Raw genomic sequence first — 19,544 nt, 5'->3', positions numbered from 1 at the left:
TTCAACCGTGGTGAGTGCAGTGGTCACGCTTTTCGGGCTTCGAACAGCGTGCGCGAGCTGTGGGCGACGAACGGGCCGTCAGTGGTGATCCGCTCGTGCAGTTCCCGCAGCTGCGGCAGGTACCGCTCCGACGTGAAGCCCGGCACCATCCAGATCACCTTGCGCAGGAAGTACACCACCGCACCGATGTCGAAGAACTCCATCCGTAGCCGCTCGGTCCGGACGTCGACGATCTCCAGCCCGGCCGCCTCGGCCTCGGCACGCTCCCGATCAGGGTGGCGGGAGTTCCGGCTCTCCTCGGACTGCGGGCCGAGGAAGAACTCGATCAGCTCGAACACACTCGCCGGTCCCACGTGCTGCGCGAAGTACGTGCCGCCGGGCCGGAGAACCCGTGCGATCTCGTCGAAGTACGCCCGCACGGGGTGCCTGCTGACCACGAGGTCGAAGGCGCCGTCGGCGAACGGCAGCGGCGGCTCCTGCGGATCGGCGACCACGACCGTGCCCAACGGGTGCAGTAACGCCGTCGCCTTGGCCACGTTGGGCGGCCACGCTTCCGTTGCCACACACAACGGCGGGCGTTTCGCGATCCCGGCGAGGACTTCTCCGCCGCCGGTCTGGATGTCCAGGGCCGCACTGGCCACGGCCATCCGCTCGGCCATCGACCGCTGGTAACCCCACGAGGGCCGGGCTTCGGTGGCCCGGCCCTCGAACCAGGAGAAGTCCCAGCCCTCGGTGGGCTCGGCGTCGGCCTCGGCTACGAGTTCCCCAAACGAACGCATGCCTTTGATGGTGCTCTACGCGCCAACCGAATTACCCGCGGTCACGCGGCGGGCGCGGCGTGCGCCGCAGTCCGATCCGGCGCCAGCTACGCCGCTTGGGCAGCGGGCCGATGACGTGCGGGTGCTGCTCTTGAGGCAGGTACGACTGCCAGTCGGTGTGCAGCTGCTCGCCGTCTTCCACGCGGCGGCCGCCCATCCGGACCCGGCGGGCCATGCCGGCGACACGGCGGCGCAGCGGCGGGCGCAGCCCCAACCGGCGGGCCTGGCTGCGGATCGCCCGGCGCTCGCGCGGCGGGACGTCCCACGCCTCAGGATGGTTGGCGAGCCAGTGTTTCCGGCGCACCGCGTACGGGATGTGGCACAAGTAGACGATCAGGGACACGCCGAGTGCGGCGATCGGATATGTGACGACGGCGGCCGCGAGCATCGTCACGCCGACGAGAACAGGCACCACCATGTTCGGCGGGACGCGGACGGTCTTCACCGAGAGCGTCGGGATCCGGCTGATCAGCAGGGCCGCCACGGCGACCGTCCAGACCATCACGACGATCTGGTTGGTCCACCAGCCCTCGGCCCGGTCGAACTCCAGCCACACGATCATCGGCAGCAGCGCGAGCATCCCGCCCGCGGGCGCGGGCACGCCGACGAAGAACTCCTTGGCGTACGGCGGCTGTTCGGTGTCGTCCAGCAGGGTGTTAAAGCGCGCCAGGCGAAGGATCATGCAGACCGCGAACACCAGTGCGAAGATCCACCCGATCCGGTTGGCGTCCTCGCCGAGTTTCCAGTGGTACAGCACGAGAGCGGGCGCGACACCGAACGCGATGGCGTCCGACAGGGAGTCCAGTTCCGCGCCCATCTTGCTGGTGGCGTCCAGCAACCGGGCGATCCGGCCGTCCAGACTGTCCAGAATGGCCGCGGCGAAGATCGACGCCAGCACGGCGCCGTAGTTGCCGTGCAACGCGAACTGCACGGCTGACAGACCCGCACACATCGCGAGCACGGTGATCGCGTTGGGCAGTAGTCGTACTCCGGGGGCGGTACGCGCCGCCATTCGGCTCAGCCTCCCAGTTCGGCGAGGACGGTCTCGCCACCGATCGTCCGCTGGCCCGGCTCGACCAGCACACGGCTGCCGAGCGGCACGTAGGTGTCCACCCGGGAACCGAACCGGATCAGGCCGTACGTGGCGCCGGCCGTCACCTTGTCGCCCTCGTCGATGTGGCAGACGATCCGTCGCGCCACGAGACCGGCGATCTGCACGACGACCAGGTCGTGGCCGTCCTCGGTGCGCAGCTGCACCGTGTTGCGCTCGTTCTCCTCGCTGGCCTTGTCCAGGTCGGCGGAGAGGAACTTGCCCGGGTGGTAGATCTTGCGCACGACCTCGCCGGACGCGGGCACGCGCTGGACGTGCACGTCGAACACGGAGAGGAACACGCTCACCCGGAGCATCGGGGTGTCGCCGAGGCCGAGCTCACCGGGCGGCAGGACCTCGGAGACCTGCGAGACCGTGCCGTCGGCCGGGGCGACGGCGATGCCGGACCGGACCGGCGTGACGCGCTTGGGCTCGCGGAAGAACCACGCCGTCCAGCCGGTCAGCAGGGCGCCGACGACTCCGAGCGGTCGCCAGACCTTGCGCAGTACGAGCGTGAGCGCGGCGGCGGCCAGCACGAACGGACGGCCTGCCGGGTTCATGGGTGGCACGATGCCGCGCGCCAGCTCGACGAAGTGGGCGACGGGACGTTGCGGGGAAGAAGTCACTGCGGCCTTTTCCTGGATCACGACGGGTGATTTGTGGCCTCAAGTCTGCCCGACCTGGCGGGCCAGGTGCCGATGCATCCCCCGACGATGCACCGGCACCTGTCGGTTCATCCACGTGAATTACCCGGTTTTCCCAGTTTAGGCCGGGTTAAAGGTGGGATCAATGGCTGTTTGTATGCGTCTGGTCACGGTGCGATCACCAACAGTCGCACATCGCCGCCTTCCGGCACCTCGGTCACGTCCTCGGGGATCTCGATCAGGCAGTTGGACTTGGCGAACGCGGCCAGCAGGTGCGATCCCGGTCCGCCGACCGGCACGGCCCGCCCCGAGCCGGCGTCGTAGAAACCCCGCCGGTACTGCCTCTTCCCGGCAGGCGAGGTCATCGCGCTGCTGGCCTTGGCCCGCACGACGGGCCGGTCGACGTCCGGACGCCCCATCGCACGCAACAACGCGGGCCGCACGAACAGCTCGAACGACAGCGCCGCGCTCACCGGGTTGCCCGGCAGCGTGACCACGGGCAAACCCATGTACGTGCCGTATCCCTGCGGCCCGCCGGGCTGCACGGCGACCTTCAGGAACTCCACGCCCTCACCCGCGAGGGCGTCCTTGACCACCTCGTACGCGCCAGCGCTCACACCGCCGGTGGTGATCAGCAGGTCGTGGTCCTTCAGATGCGGCTGGAGCGTCCTGTACAGCGCGTCCACGTCGTCCGGGACCGAACGCAGGACACGCGCGACGCCGCCGATCTCCCGTACGGCCGCGGCGATGTGGACGCTGTTGGACTCGTAGATCTGTCCGGGCGCCAACGGCTGGCCCGGCTCGACCAACTCGGTGCCGGTGGACAGGATCAGCACCCGTGGACGACGCCGTACCGGCAGGTCGGACAACCCGAGCGCGGCCAGGAACCCGAGTTGGGGTGGCCCGAGGACCGTCCCTTTGTCCAGGACCGTCGTGCCCTCACGGACGTCTTCGCCCGTGCGCCGCAGGTGCGCGCCGAGGCTGACGGGCGCGAAGATCCGGACCTTGTCCACACCCGAGTCGGTGAGCTCGACCTGGACGACCGTGTCCGCACCGGGCGGCACCGGCGCGCCGGTCATGATCCGGTGGGCCGTGCCGGGCAGCAGCGGCACCACATCCGTCCGGCCTGCCGGGATGTCTTCGGAGACCGGCAGCTCGACGGGAGCCTCCTCGCTCGCGCCGACCACGTCGACGGACCGCACGGCGTAACCGTCCATGGCGGAGTTGTCGAACGGCGGCAGCGCTATGGGAGCCGTCACATCCTCGGCGAGCACCAGCCCGAGGCAGTCGCCCACCGGAAGTCGCTCGATCGGCAGGTCGGTGACCAGCGCGTCGACGGTCGCACGGTAGGAGTCGACGCTGCGGGCTCTGGTAGCTGTGTTCGGCACGCAAGCATCCTGCCTCGTGTCGTACGCGAACGACATCGTGACATGGAAGACTTGCGGCGCGACGCACGCGATCAACGGTGTGAATCGGTTCGGTGTGATCGACTCGGTGTGAATCGGCTCGGAGGGGAACGGTGCAGGTCCGGATTCGACACACCCCCGCGTACGGCGTGGCCCGGCTTCTGCTGGCGCCAGGCGAGGCGATCCAGGCGGACTACGACGCGATGCTCTCGGCCAGCTACGGCGTGCTGGTCGACGTCCGGCCAAGAGGCGGCGTGCGTGGCAAGAAAGTGCACCCCACGCTGTTCACCGCGCCGCCGGAGGGCGGCTGGGTGGACGTGGCACCCGCGCTGCCCGGCGAGGTCTACACGCTCGAACTGGAGGGCATCACGGGCTGGTGCGTGACCCGCGGCAGCTCACTGGCCGCGTCCAGCACGATCCGGTACGACCAGGCGTGGCCGGGCTTCCGGGCGATGTTCGGCGCCGAGCCGGGCTTCCTGGAACACGTCTCCGGCCAGGGTTCGGTGGTGCTCGCCTCATGCGGCGCGCTGGACGTGGTCAACCTCGAACCGGGCGCGGCGATCACGGTCACCCCGGCGTGTGTGGTCGCTTACACCGAGGGCACCCAGACCCGGCTGCGGGCGGTCAGCCAGTCCCTGCCGCAGTCGATGCGCACCGGCGAGGGGTTGCTGCTGGACTTCGCCGGTCCCGGCCAGGTGCTGACCCAGACGCGCAAGCGCGAGTCCATGATCGCGGCGCTGTCGTAGCCAATTGGCGGATACGTCCCCGTGGTGTCGTAGGCGGACGTTAGGCTGCGCTGCGTGTCGGAGGACCTCACCGGGCGTCGCCTAGGGCATTACCGGATCGACGGTGTGCTCGGCCGTGGCGGGATGAGCGTGATGTACAAGGCCACCGACGTCCGGCTGGGCCGCAAGGTGGCACTCAAGGTCATCGGCGAGCACCTGGGCGAGGACGCCGAGTTCCGGGAGCGCTTCGTCGACGAGGCCAGAAACACCTCCGCGATCGACCACGCGAACGTCGTGCCGCTGTACGACTTCGGTGAGGTCGACGGCCTGCTCTACATCGCCATGCGCCTGGTCGACGGCTCCGACCTGGCCAGCATCATCAAGAACGGCCCGATCTCGCCGGAGCGCACGCTCTCGCTGCTCGGCCAGGTCGCCGAGGCGCTCGACACGCTGCACGACCGCGGCCTGGTGCACCTCGACGTCAAGCCGGCGAACGTCCTGGTGACCAGCCGGGAGACCTCGACCGAGCACGTCTACCTGGCCGACTTCGGGCTGACCCGCCGTGGTGCCACCGGTCACCGCACGCGCAGCGGCGACTTCCTCGGCTCGCCGACGTACGCCGCTCCCGAGCACCTGCGCGGTGAGCCTGTCGACGCGCGGACCGACGCGTACTCGCTGGCCTGCGTGCTGTTCGCTTGCCTGACCGGCCGTCCGCCGTTCCAGGGCAAGGTGCCGGAGGTCATCCAGGGGCACCTCAACCTGGACCCGCCCGCGATCACCGGCCTGGTGGCGTTGCCCAACGCGATCGACGAGGTGATCCGGCGCGGCATGGCCAAGGACCCCAAGGTCCGTTACCTCGACTGCAAGGCGTTGATCGGCGCGGCCCGCCAGGCGCTCCAGCAGGCGCCACGACGCGAGGCGCCCAGGCCGGTCACGACACCGCCGCCACCACCGCCTCAGCCCCAGCCGTTCCGGCCGGCTCAGCCGCAGCAACCGGTGCAACCGCAGCCGCAGGGGCCGGGCGACTTCGTCCGGCTGCGCCCGCCGACCCCGGTCGGGTCCTCCGCGTTCACCCCGGACAAGAGCAGCAGGCGCTGGCTGGTGCCTGTGCTGGCCGGGCTGATCGCGATCGCGGCCATCGTGCTGGTGATCGTGCTCGTGACCAGCAGCGGCGACACCAGCACCCCGCAGCAGAACACCACCGCGCCGTCGATCCCGGTCGGCCAGGCCTCCGGCAGCCAGTCCAAGCCGGCCAGGGGGACCACGCCGACCACCCGGCGGACGCTGCCGTCCAACCTCACCGTGATTCCATCCGGCGGTTGACCTGCGTTTCTTGCACTCTCCCCGGTCGAGTGCTAAACACGTGTTAGCACTCGCTAGAGTTGAGTGCTAGTCGGGATGGTGAGACCGGGTCACCCTCGGTCGTCCGTCGCGGGCGCCACACCTGGCTGAGCACAGTGTTCGTCGTGGGGCATGCCTCACGACCCCCAACGTAAGCAAGCAGGCGGAGGACACACCGCAATGGCCAAACTGATCGCGTTTGACGAGGACGCGCGTCGCGGACTCGAGCGCGGCCTGAACACCCTCGCCGACGCCGTCAAGGTGACGCTCGGTCCGAGGGGCCGTAACGTCGTGCTCGAGAAGAAGTGGGGCGCGCCGACGATCACCAATGATGGCGTCTCCATCGCCAAGGAGATCGAGCTCGAGGACCCGTGGGAGAAGATCGGGGCCGAGCTGGTCAAGGAAGTTGCCAAGAAGACGGACGACGTCGCTGGCGACGGCACCACCACCGCCACCGTGCTGGCCCAGGCGCTCGTTCGCGAGGGCCTGCGCAACGTCGCGGCCGGCGCTGACCCGCTGTCGCTCAAGCGCGGCATCGAGCAGGCCGTCGAGGCCGTGACCGAGCAGCTGCACAAGGTCGCCAAGGAGATCGAGACCAAGGAGCAGATCGCTGCCACCGCGTCCATCTCCGCCGCCGACACCACGATCGGCGAGCTGATCGCCGAGGCGCTGGACAAGGTCGGCAAGGAAGGCGTCATCACCGTCGAGGAGAGCAACACCCTGGGCCTGGAGCTCGAGCTCACCGAGGGTATGCGCTTCGACAAGGGCTTCATCTCCGGTTACTTCGTGACCGACCCCGAGCGTCAGGAAGCGGTCCTGGAGGACCCGTACATCCTGCTGTTCGGCTCCAAGATCTCGTCGGTCAAGGACCTGCTCCCGCTGCTGGAGAAGGTCATGCAGGCCGGCAAGCCGCTGCTGATCATCGCCGAGGACGTCGAGGGCGAGGCCCTGGCCACCCTGGTCGTGAACAAGATCCGCGGCACCTTCAAGTCCGTCGCCGTGAAGGCGCCGGGCTTCGGTGACCGCCGCAAGGCGATGCTGCAGGACATGGCCACCCTGACCGGCGGCCAGGTCATCAGCGAGGACGTGGGCCTCAAGCTGGACAACGCCGACATCTCGCTGCTGGGCAAGGCCCGCAAGGTCGTCGTGACCAAGGACGAGACCACGATCGTCGAGGGTGCCGGCGACGCCGAGCAGATCCAGGGCCGGGTCAACCAGATCCGGGCCGAGATCGAGAAGAGCGACTCGGACTACGACCGCGAGAAGCTGCAGGAGCGCCTGGCCAAGCTGGCCGGCGGTGTCGCGGTGATCAAGGCGGGCGCGGCCACCGAGGTCGAGCTCAAGGAGCGCAAGCACCGCATCGAGGACGCCGTGCGCAACGCCAAGGCCGCCGTCGAGGAGGGCATCGTCGCCGGTGGTGGCGTGGCCCTGCTCCAGGCTGCCGAGGAGGCCTTCGCGGGCCTGAAGCTGTCGGGCGACGAGGCCACCGGTGCCAACATCGTCAAGGTCGCCGTCGAGGCGCCGCTGAAGCAGATCGCCGTCAACGCCGGCCTTGAGGGCGGCGTCGTGGTGGAGAAGGTCAAGGGCCTCAAGCAGGGCGAGGGCCTGGACGCCGCCACCGGCGAGTACCGCAACCTGGTCGACGCGGGCATCATCGACCCGGCCAAGGTCACCCGCTCGGCGCTGCAGAACGCGGCCTCGATCGCGGCTCTGTTCCTGACCACCGAGGCCGTCGTGGCCGACAAGCCGGAGAAGGCCCCCGCGGCCCCGGCCGGTGGCGACCCGACCGGCGGCATGGACTTCTGATCAAGTCCACCACCGCCAGGTAGCTAACAGAACACCGCCTGCGCCCCAGGGAAAAAAACCCTGGGGCGCAGGCGCGTGTCCACCATTGCGGTGCGTGAGTTGATCCATCCGCGGCGCAACGCGAAAAGAAGAACGCTGAAAGCGAGTCGGATGGATAACTCACGCCGATCCGCAATGGTGGACACGCGAACCCACGCTGGAAGCCAGCGGGAACCGTGCGCAACCACGCTGGAAGCCAGCACAGGCCATGCGTGACCACGCTGGAAGCCAGCGGGAACCGTGCGTGACCAGGCTGGAAGTCAGCGGGCCGTGCGTGACCAGGCTGGAAGTCAGCGGGCCGTGCGTGACCAGGCTGGAAGTCAGCGGCCCGTGCGTGACCAGGCTGGAAGTCAGCGGCCCGTGCGTGACCAGGCTGGAAGTCAGCGGCCCGTGCGTGACCAGGCTGGAAGTCAGCGGCCCGTGCGTGACCAGGCTGGAAGTCAGCGGCCCGTGCGTGACCAGGCTGGAAGTCAGCGGCCCGTGCGTGACCCAAGCCGCAGCCGACACCCCATCAGCTCGGGGCGGGAACCGCCTTCTCGGCGGCGCGACTCACCTCTTCCCAGCCTGCCCACGTCTCCATGCGCTGCCTGGAGATGGCGAACGCGACGTCGTAGACCATGCTGCCGAGCAGCAGCCTCAGCGGCGGATCAGCGCTGTCGACCAGCTTCATCACGGCCTCAGCCGCCAGTCGCGGTTCGCTGTCGACCGAGCCGTCCGCCCACTGCTTCGCCAACTCCTCGCGCAACGGGTCGTAGACCGGATTCGGGCTGGTAGCCCGGCTGCTGGTGTAGAGGTCCGTCCAGTACCCGCCCGGCTGGACGATGGTGACCTTGACGCCGAACTGGGCGGCCTCGGCGGCCAGCGCTTCGCTCATGCCCTCCAGGGCGAACTTGCTCGCGCTGTAGAGCCCGGTGCTGGGGAAGCCGCCGAGCGCGCCGATGCTGGAGATCTGCAGGACGTGCCCGCTGCCCTGGGCGCGCAACCGCGGCAGGACGGCCTGGCTGACCCACAGCGCGCCGAAGAAGTTGATGTCGAGCTGGGCCCGGGCCTCGGCTTCGGTGAATTCCTCCACCATCCCGGCGAACAGCGCCCCGGCGTTGTTCACGACGATGTCCAGCCTGCCGAAGTGCTGGACCGCGTGTTCGACCACGTCGAACACCGCCGCGCGATCTGTCACGTCGAGGCTTGACGCCAGCATCCGGTCCGGGTGTCGCGCGACGAGGTCGTCAAGCGGTGCGACGTCGCGTGCCGCGCCGACGACCCGGTCACCGGCCGAGAGCGCGGCCTCGGTGAAGGCGCGGCCGAGACCGCGGCTGGCGCCGGTGATGAACCAGACACGGGACGCGGCGGATTCAGGGGCGGTCATGGCGTTCCTTCCGTTTGCGAGACGAACCGTCTCGTCTCGTCACGACGGAACAGTACACGGCCGATCGTGAAAGTCAAGACGGACCGTCTCGTCTCGCGATTTGCTAGGGTCGGGGACGTGTCCCAGAAGGCCGCTCCTGATGCCAGCCGTCGCAGCGAGACGGCACGGCGAGCCATCCTCACCGCCGCGCTCGATCTGGTCGGCAAGGTCGGGTACGCGAAGCTCACGATCGAGGGCATCGCGACGGCCGCCGGCGTCGGCAAACAGACGATCTACCGTTGGTGGCCGTCGAAGGGTGCGCTGCTGTTCGACGCCTTCCTCACACTCACGACAGGCGGGCAGGAAGAGCAGGCCGCGGCCCTGCCTGACACTGGCGACCTCGCCGCCGACATGAAGCTGATTCTGCGTGCCACGGTCAACGAATTGAACGACCCGCGCTACGACCTGCCGATGCGCGCCTTGCACACCGAGATCGTGCTCGATCCCGCGCTGGCGGCGGACTACGCGAAACGGCTGGACGAACCGTTGCGGGAGTTGAAGAAGAACCGCCTGCGCTCCGCGCAACGCGCCGGCCAGGTGGCCGAGGACGTCGATCTCGACGTGGCCGTCGACATGCTTTTCGGACCGATCCTCAACAGGTGGCTGCAGCGCAGCGGTCCGCTCACACCCGACTATGCCGACCAGGTCGTGGACACGGCGCTGCGCGGCCTGCGACCGCGTGAGGCTAGGTCGTGTTTCGAATGTCCCGGTCGATGAGAGTCGGGATCGGGGCGGTTCCTGGCGTCGCCGCGGGATCGCCGCGAATACTGGTTGTCTTTGGGCGGTCCCGCGGTGGCGTCAGGGGCCGCATCCGGCCCGGCTATCGCGATCGGGCATTTGAAACACGGCCTAGACCGCGACGACCACCATCAGGATTCCGGTGGCGATCGCGCCGAGGATGAGCGTGCCGCAGCCGAGTGCCAGGATCTTGCCCATTCCCTTGACCCGCACCGAGATCACGGCCGCCCCGACGGCCGTCGCGATCGGCACCAAAGCGCACAGAATGAGCGCCCAGGTGCTCGGCCGCGCGGTGGCACCCAGCACCGCGGCCAGGATCTCGGTGGCGAAGAAGGCGCTGAAGGCACCCACCGTGGCCAGTCCGAAGGCGCACAGCAGGACGATGAGTCTCGCGGCGCCGGTGTTCGGGGACGGGCCCTGGTCGTGCATGCCGCGAGCGTAGCGGAAAGCGCGTGTTCGCAATTCGTCGGAATTGTTGCTACATTGGCCGTTCGCGACACGAAAAAATCGACCAGGATGAATTGGTCGATAGCGTTATTTTACCGAAAGGAAAGCCGGTTGTCAAGCGGGGAAATCGAGCTGGAACAACAGGTCGTTTCGATGCTCTATGGCCGTCTCGACGATCTCCGGAAGCAGACCGCTGACCAGTTGGCCAAGGTGCTCAAGCAAAGCGGCGGCACGCCGCAGGCGCGCACCGAGCGGGAAGCGGCCACCATGATGTACTCGCAGCAGCTGGCCCAGTACAACTCTGTGGAAAACGGACTGTGCTTCGGCAGGCTTGATTTCGACGACGCCGCCGTCCAGCACATCGGCCGGATCGGTATCTTCGACGAGGACAACGACTACGAGCCGCTCCTGATGGACTGGCGTGCCCCGGCGGCCCGTCCGTTCTACCTGGCGACGGCCGCCGCGCCGGACGGTGTGAAGCGGCGCAGGCACATTCGCACCAGCATGCGCAAGGTCACCGCGGTCGACGACGAGGTGCTCGACCTCGATGCCGCCGACCCGACCAGGCACGAGGGCCTGACCGGTGAGGCCGCGCTGCTCGCCGCGGTGAACGCCAGCCGGACCGGCCGGATGAACGACATCGTGCAGACCATCCAGGCCGAGCAGGACAAGATCATCCGTTCTGGGCTGAACGGAATCCTTGTGGTGCAAGGTGGTCCCGGCACTGGCAAGACCGCCGTCGCGCTGCACCGCGCGGCCTACCTGATGTACACGTACCGCGAGCAGTTGTCCCGGCGCGGTGTGCTGGTCGTCGGGCCGAACGCGACGTTCCTGCGCTACATCAGCCAGGTGCTGCCTTCGCTCGGCGAGACCGGCGTTCTTCTGTCCACTGTGGGCGAACTGTTCCCCGGGGTCGTGCCCGACCGGGCCGAACCCGTCGAGGTCGCCGAGATCAAGGGCCGGATCGAGATGGTCGACGTGCTCAAGGCGGCCGTCCGCGACCGCCAGCGCGTGCCGGACGACTACCTGGAGATCGAGTTCGAGCGCGAAACCCTCAAGCTGGACAGGAAGACCTGTGTTCAGGCCCGTGCGGTCGCCCGGCGTTCCCGTCGCGTGCACAACAAGGCCAAGCCGTTGATCGTGCCGACGATCCTGGACGCGCTGGCCCGCCAGTACGCCGACAGGATCGGCGCGGACCCCCTGGGCGGCGCCAACCTGCTCGACGAGGCCGACATCGAGGAGATCAAACGCGAGCTGCGTGAATCACCCGAGGTGCAGGAGGCGATCGACTGGCTCTGGCCGATCCTGACGCCCCAGGAACTGCTCGAAGACCTCTTCGAGTCGCCGGAGCTGCTCGCCTCCGCCGCGCCTGGTTTCCCGCAGCTGCACAGGGAGCCGGGCGGGTGGACGGTCGCGGACGCGGCCCTGCTGGACGAGGCCGCCGAACTGCTCGGTGTGGACGACTCCAAGACCAAGGCGGCCGACGCGCGCAGGCGCCAGGAGGAGATCGACTACGCCAGCGGCGTGCTCGACATCCTCGACCTGGACGACGCGGCCGATCCCGAGATCCTGATGGCCACGGACCTGATCGACGCCGGCCGCCTGGCCGGGCGGTACGAGGAAGTCGACCACCGCACGGCCGCGGAACGCGCCGCGGACGACCGGGAATGGACCTTCGGTCACGTGATCGTGGACGAGGCCCAGGAACTGTCGGCGATGGCGTGGCGCGTGCTGATGCGCCGGTGCCCCAGCCGTTCCATGACGCTCGTCGGTGACGTCGCGCAGACCGGTGACCCGGCCGGGACAACGTCGTGGAATGCCGTGCTCCACCCGTACGTCGAGGATCGCTGGCGCATCGAGCACTTGACCGTCAACTACCGCACGCCGTCGGAGATCATGGCTGTGGCCGCGGACGTTCTCGGCCCGGACGCCGACGTGCCGAAGTCCGTTCGTGACTCCGGCGTGGAACCGTGGCACCGCCGGGTCGCCGACATCGAGGCGAGTCTGCCGGAGATCATCGCCAAGGAGACGGCCGAGATCGCGGACGGCAGGCTCGGCGTGATCGTGCCCGCCGGGTTCACCGGCGCGTCCGCGGACGCCGATCTGGACAGCCAGGTCTCGGTGCTGACCGTGTGGCAGGCCAAAGGCCTGGAATTCGACTCGGTCCTGGTTGTCGACCCGGCCCGGATCCTGGCGGATTCCCCACGCGGCGCCAATGACCTTTATGTCGCCCTCACTCGCGCGACACAACGGCTCGGCGTCATCCACTCCGGCGAATTGCCGGAAACCCTCTCCCGCCTGAAAGAAACCTCGTGAGTGTTTATCCGGGTTCTAACCCTGATAAACACTCACGAGGGATTACAGCAGGACTGTGGGGGTGACGACGGTGCGGGCCGGTGGGCCGTACAGCTGAATGATGATCTGGGTCGTCCCGCGCGGAACACCGTCCAGGACGAACCGGCCGCCTTCGTCGGCGGTCGTTTCGCGTGAGCCGTGTTCCGCGACCCGGATTTCCACCGCGTGCTCACCCGCGGGCACGAGCCAGCCGTCGATCCGGTTGTTCTCACCGATCCGGGTCAGGTTGATCATCACGGTCAGGTCGCTGACCGTGAACGTGATCGTGCCCTGGTCGCTGCCCCGGACCCCGGCGAGCGAGTCCGCGCGCTCCCAGCGCGCGACCTCCACGTCGAGATCCTCGAGGGCGATCGCGAACTGGATCCGTTCGACCAGCCCCGCCGGGGGCGGGTCGAACTCGTCGATCATCCTGTCCAGCTCGGCGAGCAGGGCCTCGTCGCCGGGATGCGCCTGGCCTCCCGTCGGCTCGATCTTCGTCATCCGCCGCCCCCTTCGGTGTCCAAGAGCTCCCTCAGCGTGTTCAGGCACCGGCCCCTGGTCGGGCCGATGCTGCCACGCTTCATCTGCATGGCCTCGGCGACCAGGCGGTATTCGCTGCGACCGGCGAGCACGGTCAGCCGGAGCAGCTCCTGGCACTTCTCCGGCAGCTCACCGAACGCACGCCACAACCTGGTGTCGCGGTCCGTGCGCAGTGCCTCGTCCTCCGGTTGCGGCTGGGTGCTGGGCAGCTGCTCGGCCATCTCGTCGGTGAGAGGCAGGTCGTTCGTGACCTTGACGCGGACGCGGTGCGCCTCGCGACGGGTAGTGGTGATCAGCCAGCTGGCCAGCGCCTTCGGCTCGGCCAGGGAGTTGATGTGACTGAACAGGGCGAGCCAGACGGTCTGCACGACGTCCTCGGCGGTGGTCCGGTCGAGGCCGTTGCCGCGGGCGACGTGCCAGACCAGCGGGGTGAGGTCCTTGACAAGAGTCGCCCGCGCGATCCGGCTGCCGGCTCTCGCGGCGTGCATGCACGCCGCGTAGCGCTCAGCGCCCCGCAGACCCTCCCATGGCGGGTCAGCTTCCGCGGTTCGAACATCAGTCACCACGCCCACCCCATCCCGGGTGTCGTCCTTCAGCTGGCGACGGAAGTATCGCGACCTTCGTGAAGTACATGAACGGCGAGATCCCGTCTGGATACATAACTCACCCGAAAGGACTAATGGCTGGTCCACCGACGGTGTTCGGCAACGGACCGTGACTAAACCACTCATCGTCGATCGCTCGCTTGGCGGATCTCCACGTGGACGTGGCGCAGGCCGGCCATGGCTGGTCGCCAGGCCGGCCCACGCCGCCCCCCATCCCCCGGTGCCCCCGTTTTCCCCTCGGCAAATCCGGTGCGTCCGGTCACCACCATCTGGCTCTCCTCGGTAGGGAGACGGTGGCCGGCAACCCCCCTCGTGCTGCCGGCCACCACCTCCGTTGTGCGGCCCCCTCGGCCCGTCTCGGTGGCATACCTAGACGATCAGTTGGTCGATCCGCCCGTCGGCGTCCTCGTGGAAATCGACGGGTAAGTTGTCGTGCGTGGCCGTGCCGGCCAGCAAGGTCATGTGCGTGTGCCCGGACCGGCTGGCCGGGGACAGCCGTTTCCAGCCGATCCCGTCCACCAGCACCCACACGCCGGAAGCGTCCTCGTAGGACCAGAGGTCCGAGATCATCCGGCCGACGTGCCAGCCGGACTGCGTCGGGCTCACCGCCTGCGGGCTCTTCGCCGCGTCGCCGTACGGCAGCCAGTCCTCGGGCCGGTCGAGCACGGCGTACGGGCTCGGTACGGGTGGATGTCCCATCATCGGTCAGCCACCTGCACAGTGGAAAGTTCGTTGCCGTTGATGAACGGCGTGACCGGGTGGCCACTGGCCCGCGCGTGCGTCAACATCGCGAGCTTGTTGGTCGTGCTGTGCGGACCGCCCGCGAGGTGCGTCCAGCCCACGTTCTCCAGGTACGCCCAGCCGTTGGCGTCATTCGCCGTGGCGAACAACCTCAACGCCCGCTGCGCAGGCAGCCAGGCCCGCAGATGCACTGCCGTGCAACCGAAAACGGTCGGCCGCGGACCGGGGTAGCCCTCGATGAAGCACTCGCCGTAGGCGATACGGAAGAAACCGTCCTCGCCCCAGCCCGTGCCCCAGGAGTTCTTGGCGATCCAGCACTGCGCATCGTCGTCCCAGCCGATCAAGGCGACACAGTGCCCGCCGACCGGTTCGTCGGTGGTGTGCTTGTACACACCGGCGCGGTAGTGGAAGAAGTCGCTGTGGACCGCGAAACACGCTGCCACCGCGCCGTATCCGAAGATGTGCTGCTTGATGGCGGCGGGATTGCCCGTCAGGTCCGTGACGCCCGCGGCCTTGGCCAACCGGTTCGGCCAGTCAGGGTTCGGCGCGCCGGAACCGTTGTCCTGGTACGGGAAATAGTCCTCGAACGTGACGCCTTTGCTTGCGGCGGCGTCGAACAGGTCTTCAGGCCACGCGTACGAGGTGTAGCCCCGCTCGCGGGCGTGCCCGTGGAAAAGGTGCGCCTCGGACAGATCGAGATTCAGCCCAGGCGCGCCGCGGGTGTACGCAGCCGTGGTCTCCAGGGCGGCGAGCGTGCCGAACGCGGCACTGGAACCGCACGCGCCCTGGTCCTTGACGGCCGTGACGAAATCGCGGCCGCTGACTTCCCGGAGATCGAACGCCTTGGGCAAGGTGGACGCCGGCGCGGTGGCCGCGACCACCTGCTGCCCCATGGCATCGAGCGCCTCAGTCGCCATCCGCTCAGCCTGACCGCTGTCCGGCCGCTCAGGAGCAGGCACACCGAGACGCACCCGCCGCGACCGCTCAGGAAGGCGGCTCAGCGGGGTCTCGCCCGCCTGCCAGGGATCACCGAGCGCCGCCAGGGAATCGCGGATCGCCGCGATCTCCGGCTCATGCGGTCGGCTCATCTCGCCTCCAGGTCGAACGGGTCTTCGCTCTCACAAGAGCGCGAGATCCGTGCCTGGATACATGGGAAGCGAAAAATTACCGTGTTGTGGCGCGCGTCACGTCAGCTCCGGCCGGTTGATCCGCACGGCCGAGCCGACCCGGTGGCGACGGCCGATGACAAGGACACCGGCCGCGGTCCACGACGTCAAGCCCGCGCGGGTCACCAGTCGGCGGCGGGTTCCCGGGGCATCACGATCCAGCAGATCAGGTAGAGGATCGCGCCGGTGCCGAAGCCGAGGATGGTGGCGGCCACGAGCAGGATGCGCAGCAGGGCGGCGTCCACGCCGAGAACGTGTGCCCAGCCGCCGCACACTCCGGCGACCATGCGGTCGGTGCGGCTGCGGCGAAGCTTACGGGTGTAGATCTCGTTCGACATGCCTCCAGGATCGGGTTCCGGCAGCTCGCCGGCATCGGGGAGCGGCCCTGGCTGTCCCCGGATCCGCCGACCCTGACCTACCCTCAGGAAATGACGTGGATGTCGGTGCCGGCCCCGCGGGACCTGGCGAAAGCGCTGGACGGCGTCGGTTATCTGGCCGACGACGGGCTGGCCACGGCCGCGTTCCTCGCCCTGAGGATGCACCGTCCGTTGTTCTGCGAGGGCGAGCCGGGCACGGGCAAGACGTCCCTGGCCACGTCCCTGGCGCAGGCCCTCGGGGTGCCTCTGATCCGGTTGCAGTGCCACGAGGGCATCGACGCCACCCAGGCGCTGTACGACTGGGACTTCCCTAGGCAACTGCTGCACCTGCGGGCGTTGGAGGCGGCGTCGCACGGCGAGTTGGACGCCGACGCGGCCGAGCAGTCGCTCTACACCGAGCGGTTTCTGCTCGCCCGGCCGTTGCTCAGGGCGCTGAGGGAGGCGCCCTGTGTGCTCCTGGTCGACGAGGTCGACCGCGCGGACGACGAGTTCGAGGCGTTCCTGCTCGAAGTGCTCAGTGAGAACGCCGTGACCCTGCCGGAGATCGGCGAGGTACGCGCCGAGGTCCCGCCGCTTGTGGTGCTCACGTCGAACCGGACCCGCGAGGTGCACGACGCGTTGAAGCGGCGCTGCCTGTACCACTGGCTTGAGCATCCGGATCTGGCGCGTGAGGTGCAGATCCTCAGGCGGCGCCTGCCGGCGGTCTCCGACCGGCTGGCCGCGCAGATCGCGAACGCGGTCCGTCGCCTGCGGGCCGCGGAGTTGCTCAAGCCGCCGGGTGTCGCGGAGTCGATCGACTGGGCCGAGGCCTTGCTGGCGTTGGGCAGGACGGAACTCGACGCCGAGGCCGCGGCGGTCACGTTGGGTGCCGTGCTGAAGTACCGCGAGGACGCGGATCGCGTACGGGTCGATCTCAGCGCATTACTGGCAGGCTGAAGTATGGATCCTGTTCCGGGGCTTGTGGGTTTCGCGGCGACGTTGCGTGCCGCCGGCCTGGCGTGTGAGCCGGAGCGGGTCCAGGCGTATCTCGCGGCGGTCGAGCACATCGACCTGGCCGTGCCGGACCAGCTGTACTGGGCGGGCAGGTTGACGCTGTGCGGCGAGCCCGGCGACCTGCCGATTTACGACGAGGCGTTCCAGGCCTGGTTCACCGGCACGCCGCCGAAGCCGTCGACCCGGCAGGCCGCGGCGAGACCGCAGACGACCGTGATCGCCGCGATGGTCCCGTCCACCATGCAAGGCGAGGGTTCGACTGAGCCGGACGAGCTGGGTGTGGCCGCGAGTGACACGGAAGTACTGCGGCACAGGGATATCAGCGACCTGAGCGCCGCCGAGCGAGCGCACCTGCGTGAGTTGATGGTCCTGGTGAAGCCCGAACCGCCGATGCGGTCCACGTTCCGCAAGGAGCCGCATCGACGGGGCGAACTCGATCCGCGCCGCACCTTGCGGGCGATGCGGGCGACCGGGGAACCGATCCGGTTGAGCTATCGCCGGAAGGGAAAACGGCCCCGGCGAGTTGTACTGCTCGTGGACGTCTCCGGCTCGATGAGCCCGTACGCCGACGCGTTGCTGCGGTTCGCGCACGCGGTCGCGCGGCGAACTCATGCCGAAGTGTTCACGCTGGGCACGCGGCTCACCCGAGTTTCACGTCAGCTGCGTCAGCGTGATCCCGAGGTAGCCCTCGCGGCCGCGTCTCGTGCTGTGCCCGACTTCGCGGGCGGCACGCGGCTCGGCGAAGGGCTACGGGCCTTCCTTGACCGGTGGGGCCAACGCGGAGTGGCGAGGCAAGCGGTCGTGGTTTTGTTCTCGGACGGGTGGGAGCGCGGTGACCCAGGACTGCTCGGCGAGCAGATGGCCAGGCTGCGCCGGCTGGCGCACGCGGTGTTCTGGGTGAACCCGCACGCGGGTCGCGCCGGCTACCGCCCGGTCCAGTCCGGGATCGTCGCCGCCCAGAAGCACGTTGAGAAGTTACTGGCCGGGCACAGCCTGGCGACCCTGGAAGAACTGTTGCTGGAGGTACGCCGTGCGTGACGTGCTCGACGAGCTGGTCAAGCGCTACGAAGCCGGCGAGACGGTCGGGCTGGCGACAGTTGTCGCGACGTTCAGCTCAGCACCGCGCTCGCCTGGCGCGGCCATGATGGTCACCGAACGCGACGAGGCCTTCGGCAGCGTCTCCGGTGGTTGCGTCGAGGGAGCGGTGTACGACCTCGGGCAGACCGTGATCGCGGACGGCCAACCGGTGTTGCAACGCTACGGCGTGAGCGACGACGACGCGTTCGCCGTCGGCCTGACGTGCGGCGGCATCATCGACATCTACGTCGAGAAGCTCAGCCAGGCCACTTTTCCCGAGTTCACGGAGCTCGCCGAGTCGATCCGCGCCGAGCGGAGCGTCGCGCTGGCGACGATCATCGAGCACCCGGACCCGGAAATCCTGGGCAAGCGCTTGATCATCTGGCCGGACCGGATCGTCGGCGACCTCGGCACGTCCCGGATGAACGACGCCGTCGCCGACGACGCCCGCGGCATGCTCGCCACCGGGCGTACCGGCACGATGCACTACGGCCCGCAGGGGCAGCGCCGCGGTGAGGGCATGGCCGTCTTCGTGGCTTCGTTCGAGCCGCCGCCCCGGATGCTGGTGTTCGGCGCCATCGACTTCGCTTCCGCGATGGCGCGGCTCGGGTCCTTCCTGGGCTACCGCGTCACCGTGTGCGACGCGCGCCCGGTTTTCGCCACCAAGAGCCGTTTTCCCGAGGCTGACGAGGTTGTCGTCGACTGGCCGCACCGTTACCTGGCCGCCGAGGCGGAGGCGGGCCGGGTCGACGGCCGGACCGTGGTCGCGGTGCTGACGCACGACCCGAAGTTCGACGTACCTGTGCTGCAGGTGGCGTTGCGCCTCGACCTCGGTTACGTCGGCGCGATGGGCTCTCGCCGAACCCACGAGGACCGGTTGGAACGGTTGCGCGAAGCCGGGATGACCGAGGCCGAACTGTCCACATTGTCCTCACCGATCGGCCTGGACCTCGGCGCCCGAACCCCGGAGGAGACCGCGGTGTCGATCGCCGCGGAGATCATCTCGCTGCGCTGGGGCGGCCGCGGCGAACGCCTGATGACCACCGCAGGCCCGATCCACAAAGAACCCTCGTGAGTGTTTGTCAGGGTTAGAACCCAGATCCACCGATGGGTTTTGTTGGTGATCTTGGTCGTGGGTGGTTGTGTTGGTGGGCCGGTGGTTTCTGTCGTGGGCGTGCGGGAGCCGCTGGTCTGCCCAGCTTTTCCACTGTGAGTTGTTGGGGCGGGGGTGCCTTGGTGGGTGGTCAATGCT

General features: G+C 68.6%; 20 protein-coding genes. 8 read left to right on the top strand and 12 right to left on the bottom strand.

The features are described from left to right. Positions 1 to 23 precede the first annotated feature (23 nt). From GC106_RS45050 to moeA, 4 genes are all read right to left on the bottom strand, one after another. Complete coding sequence (locus GC106_RS45050) at positions 24 to 779, bottom strand: class I SAM-dependent methyltransferase (protein ID WP_173142345.1); 756 nt, start codon at positions 777 to 779, stop codon at positions 24 to 26. A 31-nt stretch (positions 780 to 810) separates the two neighbouring features. Then, positions 811 to 1,830, bottom strand: coding sequence for a CDP-diacylglycerol--serine O-phosphatidyltransferase (pssA, locus tag GC106_RS45045; protein ID WP_173142344.1), 1,020 nt, complete (start codon positions 1,828 to 1,830; stop codon positions 811 to 813). Between the two features lie 5 nt (positions 1,831 to 1,835). Continuing rightward, a complete protein-coding gene (locus GC106_RS45040; RefSeq protein ID WP_173142343.1) occupies positions 1,836 to 2,534 on the bottom strand; it encodes a phosphatidylserine decarboxylase in 699 nt (232 codons plus the stop codon). A 185-nt stretch (positions 2,535 to 2,719) separates the two neighbouring features. Beyond that, complete coding sequence (gene moeA, locus GC106_RS45035) at positions 2,720 to 3,940, bottom strand: molybdopterin molybdotransferase MoeA (protein ID WP_312873413.1); 1,221 nt, start codon at positions 3,938 to 3,940, stop codon at positions 2,720 to 2,722. A gap of 131 nt (positions 3,941 to 4,071) precedes the next feature. Between moeA and GC106_RS45030 the strand changes: the two genes are divergently transcribed. From GC106_RS45030 to groL, 3 genes are all read left to right on the top strand, one after another. Continuing rightward, positions 4,072 to 4,704, top strand: a complete 633-nt coding sequence (locus GC106_RS45030; protein WP_173142341.1) for an AIM24 family protein — start codon at positions 4,072 to 4,074, stop codon at positions 4,702 to 4,704. A gap of 54 nt (positions 4,705 to 4,758) precedes the next feature. Beyond that, positions 4,759 to 6,006, top strand: a complete 1,248-nt coding sequence (locus tag GC106_RS45025; RefSeq protein WP_173142340.1) for a serine/threonine-protein kinase — start codon at positions 4,759 to 4,761, stop codon at positions 6,004 to 6,006. 198 nt (positions 6,007 to 6,204) lie between these two features. Continuing rightward, entirely contained in the window at positions 6,205 to 7,830 is a 1,626-nt protein-coding gene (gene groL, locus GC106_RS45020; protein WP_173142339.1) for a chaperonin GroEL, read from the top strand. A 159-nt stretch (positions 7,831 to 7,989) separates the two neighbouring features. On the opposite strand, the gene GC106_RS45015 is transcribed toward groL, so the two are convergent. Then, a complete protein-coding gene (locus GC106_RS45015) occupies positions 7,990 to 8,376 on the bottom strand; it encodes a hypothetical protein (RefSeq protein WP_173142338.1) in 387 nt (128 codons plus the stop codon). A gap of 4 nt (positions 8,377 to 8,380) precedes the next feature. Continuing rightward, positions 8,381 to 9,235, bottom strand: a complete 855-nt coding sequence (locus GC106_RS45010) for an SDR family oxidoreductase (RefSeq protein WP_173142337.1) — start codon at positions 9,233 to 9,235, stop codon at positions 8,381 to 8,383. A 117-nt stretch (positions 9,236 to 9,352) separates the two neighbouring features. Between GC106_RS45010 and GC106_RS45005 the strand changes: the two genes are divergently transcribed. Beyond that, complete coding sequence (locus tag GC106_RS45005; protein WP_173142336.1) at positions 9,353 to 9,991, top strand: TetR/AcrR family transcriptional regulator; 639 nt, start codon at positions 9,353 to 9,355, stop codon at positions 9,989 to 9,991. Between the two features lie 132 nt (positions 9,992 to 10,123). On the opposite strand, the gene GC106_RS45000 is transcribed toward GC106_RS45005, so the two are convergent. After that, positions 10,124 to 10,441, bottom strand: coding sequence for a hypothetical protein (locus GC106_RS45000; protein WP_173142335.1), 318 nt, complete (start codon positions 10,439 to 10,441; stop codon positions 10,124 to 10,126). Between the two features lie 129 nt (positions 10,442 to 10,570). On the opposite strand from GC106_RS45000, the gene GC106_RS44995 reads away from it, so the two are divergent. Beyond that, entirely contained in the window at positions 10,571 to 12,775 is a 2,205-nt protein-coding gene (locus tag GC106_RS44995) for a HelD family protein (protein WP_512698691.1), read from the top strand. A gap of 42 nt (positions 12,776 to 12,817) precedes the next feature. Here the strand turns inward: GC106_RS44995 and GC106_RS44990 are convergent, their stop codons facing one another. The 5 genes from GC106_RS44990 to GC106_RS44970 form a co-directional block, all read right to left on the bottom strand. Continuing rightward, positions 12,818 to 13,294 carry a carboxypeptidase regulatory-like domain-containing protein gene (locus GC106_RS44990; RefSeq protein WP_173142334.1) on the bottom strand — a complete coding sequence of 159 codons (477 nt, stop codon included), beginning with the start codon at positions 13,292 to 13,294 and terminating at the stop codon, positions 12,818 to 12,820. Beyond that, positions 13,291 to 13,896, bottom strand: a complete 606-nt coding sequence (locus GC106_RS44985; protein WP_173142333.1) for an RNA polymerase sigma factor — start codon at positions 13,894 to 13,896, stop codon at positions 13,291 to 13,293. The genes GC106_RS44990 and GC106_RS44985 overlap by 4 nt, the downstream gene beginning before the upstream one ends. A 411-nt stretch (positions 13,897 to 14,307) precedes the next feature. Further along, a complete protein-coding gene (locus GC106_RS44980; RefSeq protein ID WP_173142332.1) occupies positions 14,308 to 14,640 on the bottom strand; it encodes a hypothetical protein in 333 nt (110 codons plus the stop codon). Then, on the bottom strand, positions 14,637 to 15,767 hold the full coding sequence (locus GC106_RS44975; protein ID WP_173142331.1) for a C1 family peptidase: 1,131 nt from the start codon (positions 15,765 to 15,767) through the stop codon (positions 14,637 to 14,639). The genes GC106_RS44980 and GC106_RS44975 overlap by 4 nt, the downstream gene beginning before the upstream one ends. Before the next feature lie 200 nt (positions 15,768 to 15,967). Further along, the gene (locus GC106_RS44970; RefSeq protein WP_173142330.1) at positions 15,968 to 16,183 is read right to left on the bottom strand and encodes a PspC domain-containing protein; all 216 of its coding nucleotides are present in this window, start codon (positions 16,181 to 16,183) and stop codon (positions 15,968 to 15,970) included. Between the two features lie 90 nt (positions 16,184 to 16,273). On the opposite strand from GC106_RS44970, the gene GC106_RS44965 reads away from it, so the two are divergent. From GC106_RS44965 to GC106_RS44955, 3 genes are read left to right on the top strand one after another with little or no spacing between them, the layout of a single operon-like run. After that, positions 16,274 to 17,158, top strand: coding sequence for an AAA family ATPase (locus GC106_RS44965; RefSeq protein ID WP_376777833.1), 885 nt, complete (start codon positions 16,274 to 16,276; stop codon positions 17,156 to 17,158). Between the two features lie 3 nt (positions 17,159 to 17,161). Beyond that, positions 17,162 to 18,253, top strand: coding sequence for a vWA domain-containing protein (locus GC106_RS44960; RefSeq protein WP_173142329.1), 1,092 nt, complete (start codon positions 17,162 to 17,164; stop codon positions 18,251 to 18,253). Continuing rightward, entirely contained in the window at positions 18,246 to 19,367 is a 1,122-nt protein-coding gene (locus tag GC106_RS44955; RefSeq protein ID WP_173142328.1) for an XdhC family protein, read from the top strand. Before GC106_RS44960 ends, GC106_RS44955 begins: the two co-directional genes overlap by 8 nt. Positions 19,368 to 19,544 lie beyond the last annotated feature (177 nt).

Source organism: Kibdelosporangium persicum (genome assembly GCF_013280595.1).
GTDB lineage: Bacteria > Actinomycetota > Actinomycetes > Mycobacteriales > Pseudonocardiaceae > Kibdelosporangium > Kibdelosporangium persicum.
Note: the sequence above shows the minus strand (reverse complement) of the source record. Positions and strands in the feature narration are given on the sequence as shown.

Bases quoted from the DNA above. Each gene is read 5' to 3' on its own strand.
- GC106_RS45050 (WP_173142345.1), bottom strand. From the start codon at position 779: ATGCGTTCGTTTGGGGAACTCGTAGCCGAGGCCGACGCCGAGCCCACC.
- pssA (WP_173142344.1), bottom strand. From the start codon at position 1,830: ATGGCGGCGCGTACCGCCCCCGGAGTACGACTACTGCCCAACGCGATC.
- groL (WP_173142339.1), top strand. From the start codon at position 6,205: ATGGCCAAACTGATCGCGTTTGACGAGGACGCGCGTCGCGGACTCGAG.
- GC106_RS45010 (WP_173142337.1), bottom strand. From the start codon at position 9,235: ATGACCGCCCCTGAATCCGCCGCGTCCCGTGTCTGGTTCATCACCGGC.
- GC106_RS45000 (WP_173142335.1), bottom strand. From the start codon at position 10,441: ATGCACGACCAGGGCCCGTCCCCGAACACCGGCGCCGCGAGACTCATC.
- GC106_RS44990 (WP_173142334.1), bottom strand. From the start codon at position 13,294: ATGACGAAGATCGAGCCGACGGGAGGCCAGGCGCATCCCGGCGACGAG.
- GC106_RS44980 (WP_173142332.1), bottom strand. From the start codon at position 14,640: ATGATGGGACATCCACCCGTACCGAGCCCGTACGCCGTGCTCGACCGG.
- GC106_RS44975 (WP_173142331.1), bottom strand. From the start codon at position 15,767: ATGAGCCGACCGCATGAGCCGGAGATCGCGGCGATCCGCGATTCCCTG.
- GC106_RS44970 (WP_173142330.1), bottom strand. From the start codon at position 16,183: ATGTCGAACGAGATCTACACCCGTAAGCTTCGCCGCAGCCGCACCGAC.
- GC106_RS44965 (WP_376777833.1), top strand. From the start codon at position 16,274: ATGACGTGGATGTCGGTGCCGGCCCCGCGGGACCTGGCGAAAGCGCTG.
- GC106_RS44960 (WP_173142329.1), top strand. From the start codon at position 17,162: ATGGATCCTGTTCCGGGGCTTGTGGGTTTCGCGGCGACGTTGCGTGCC.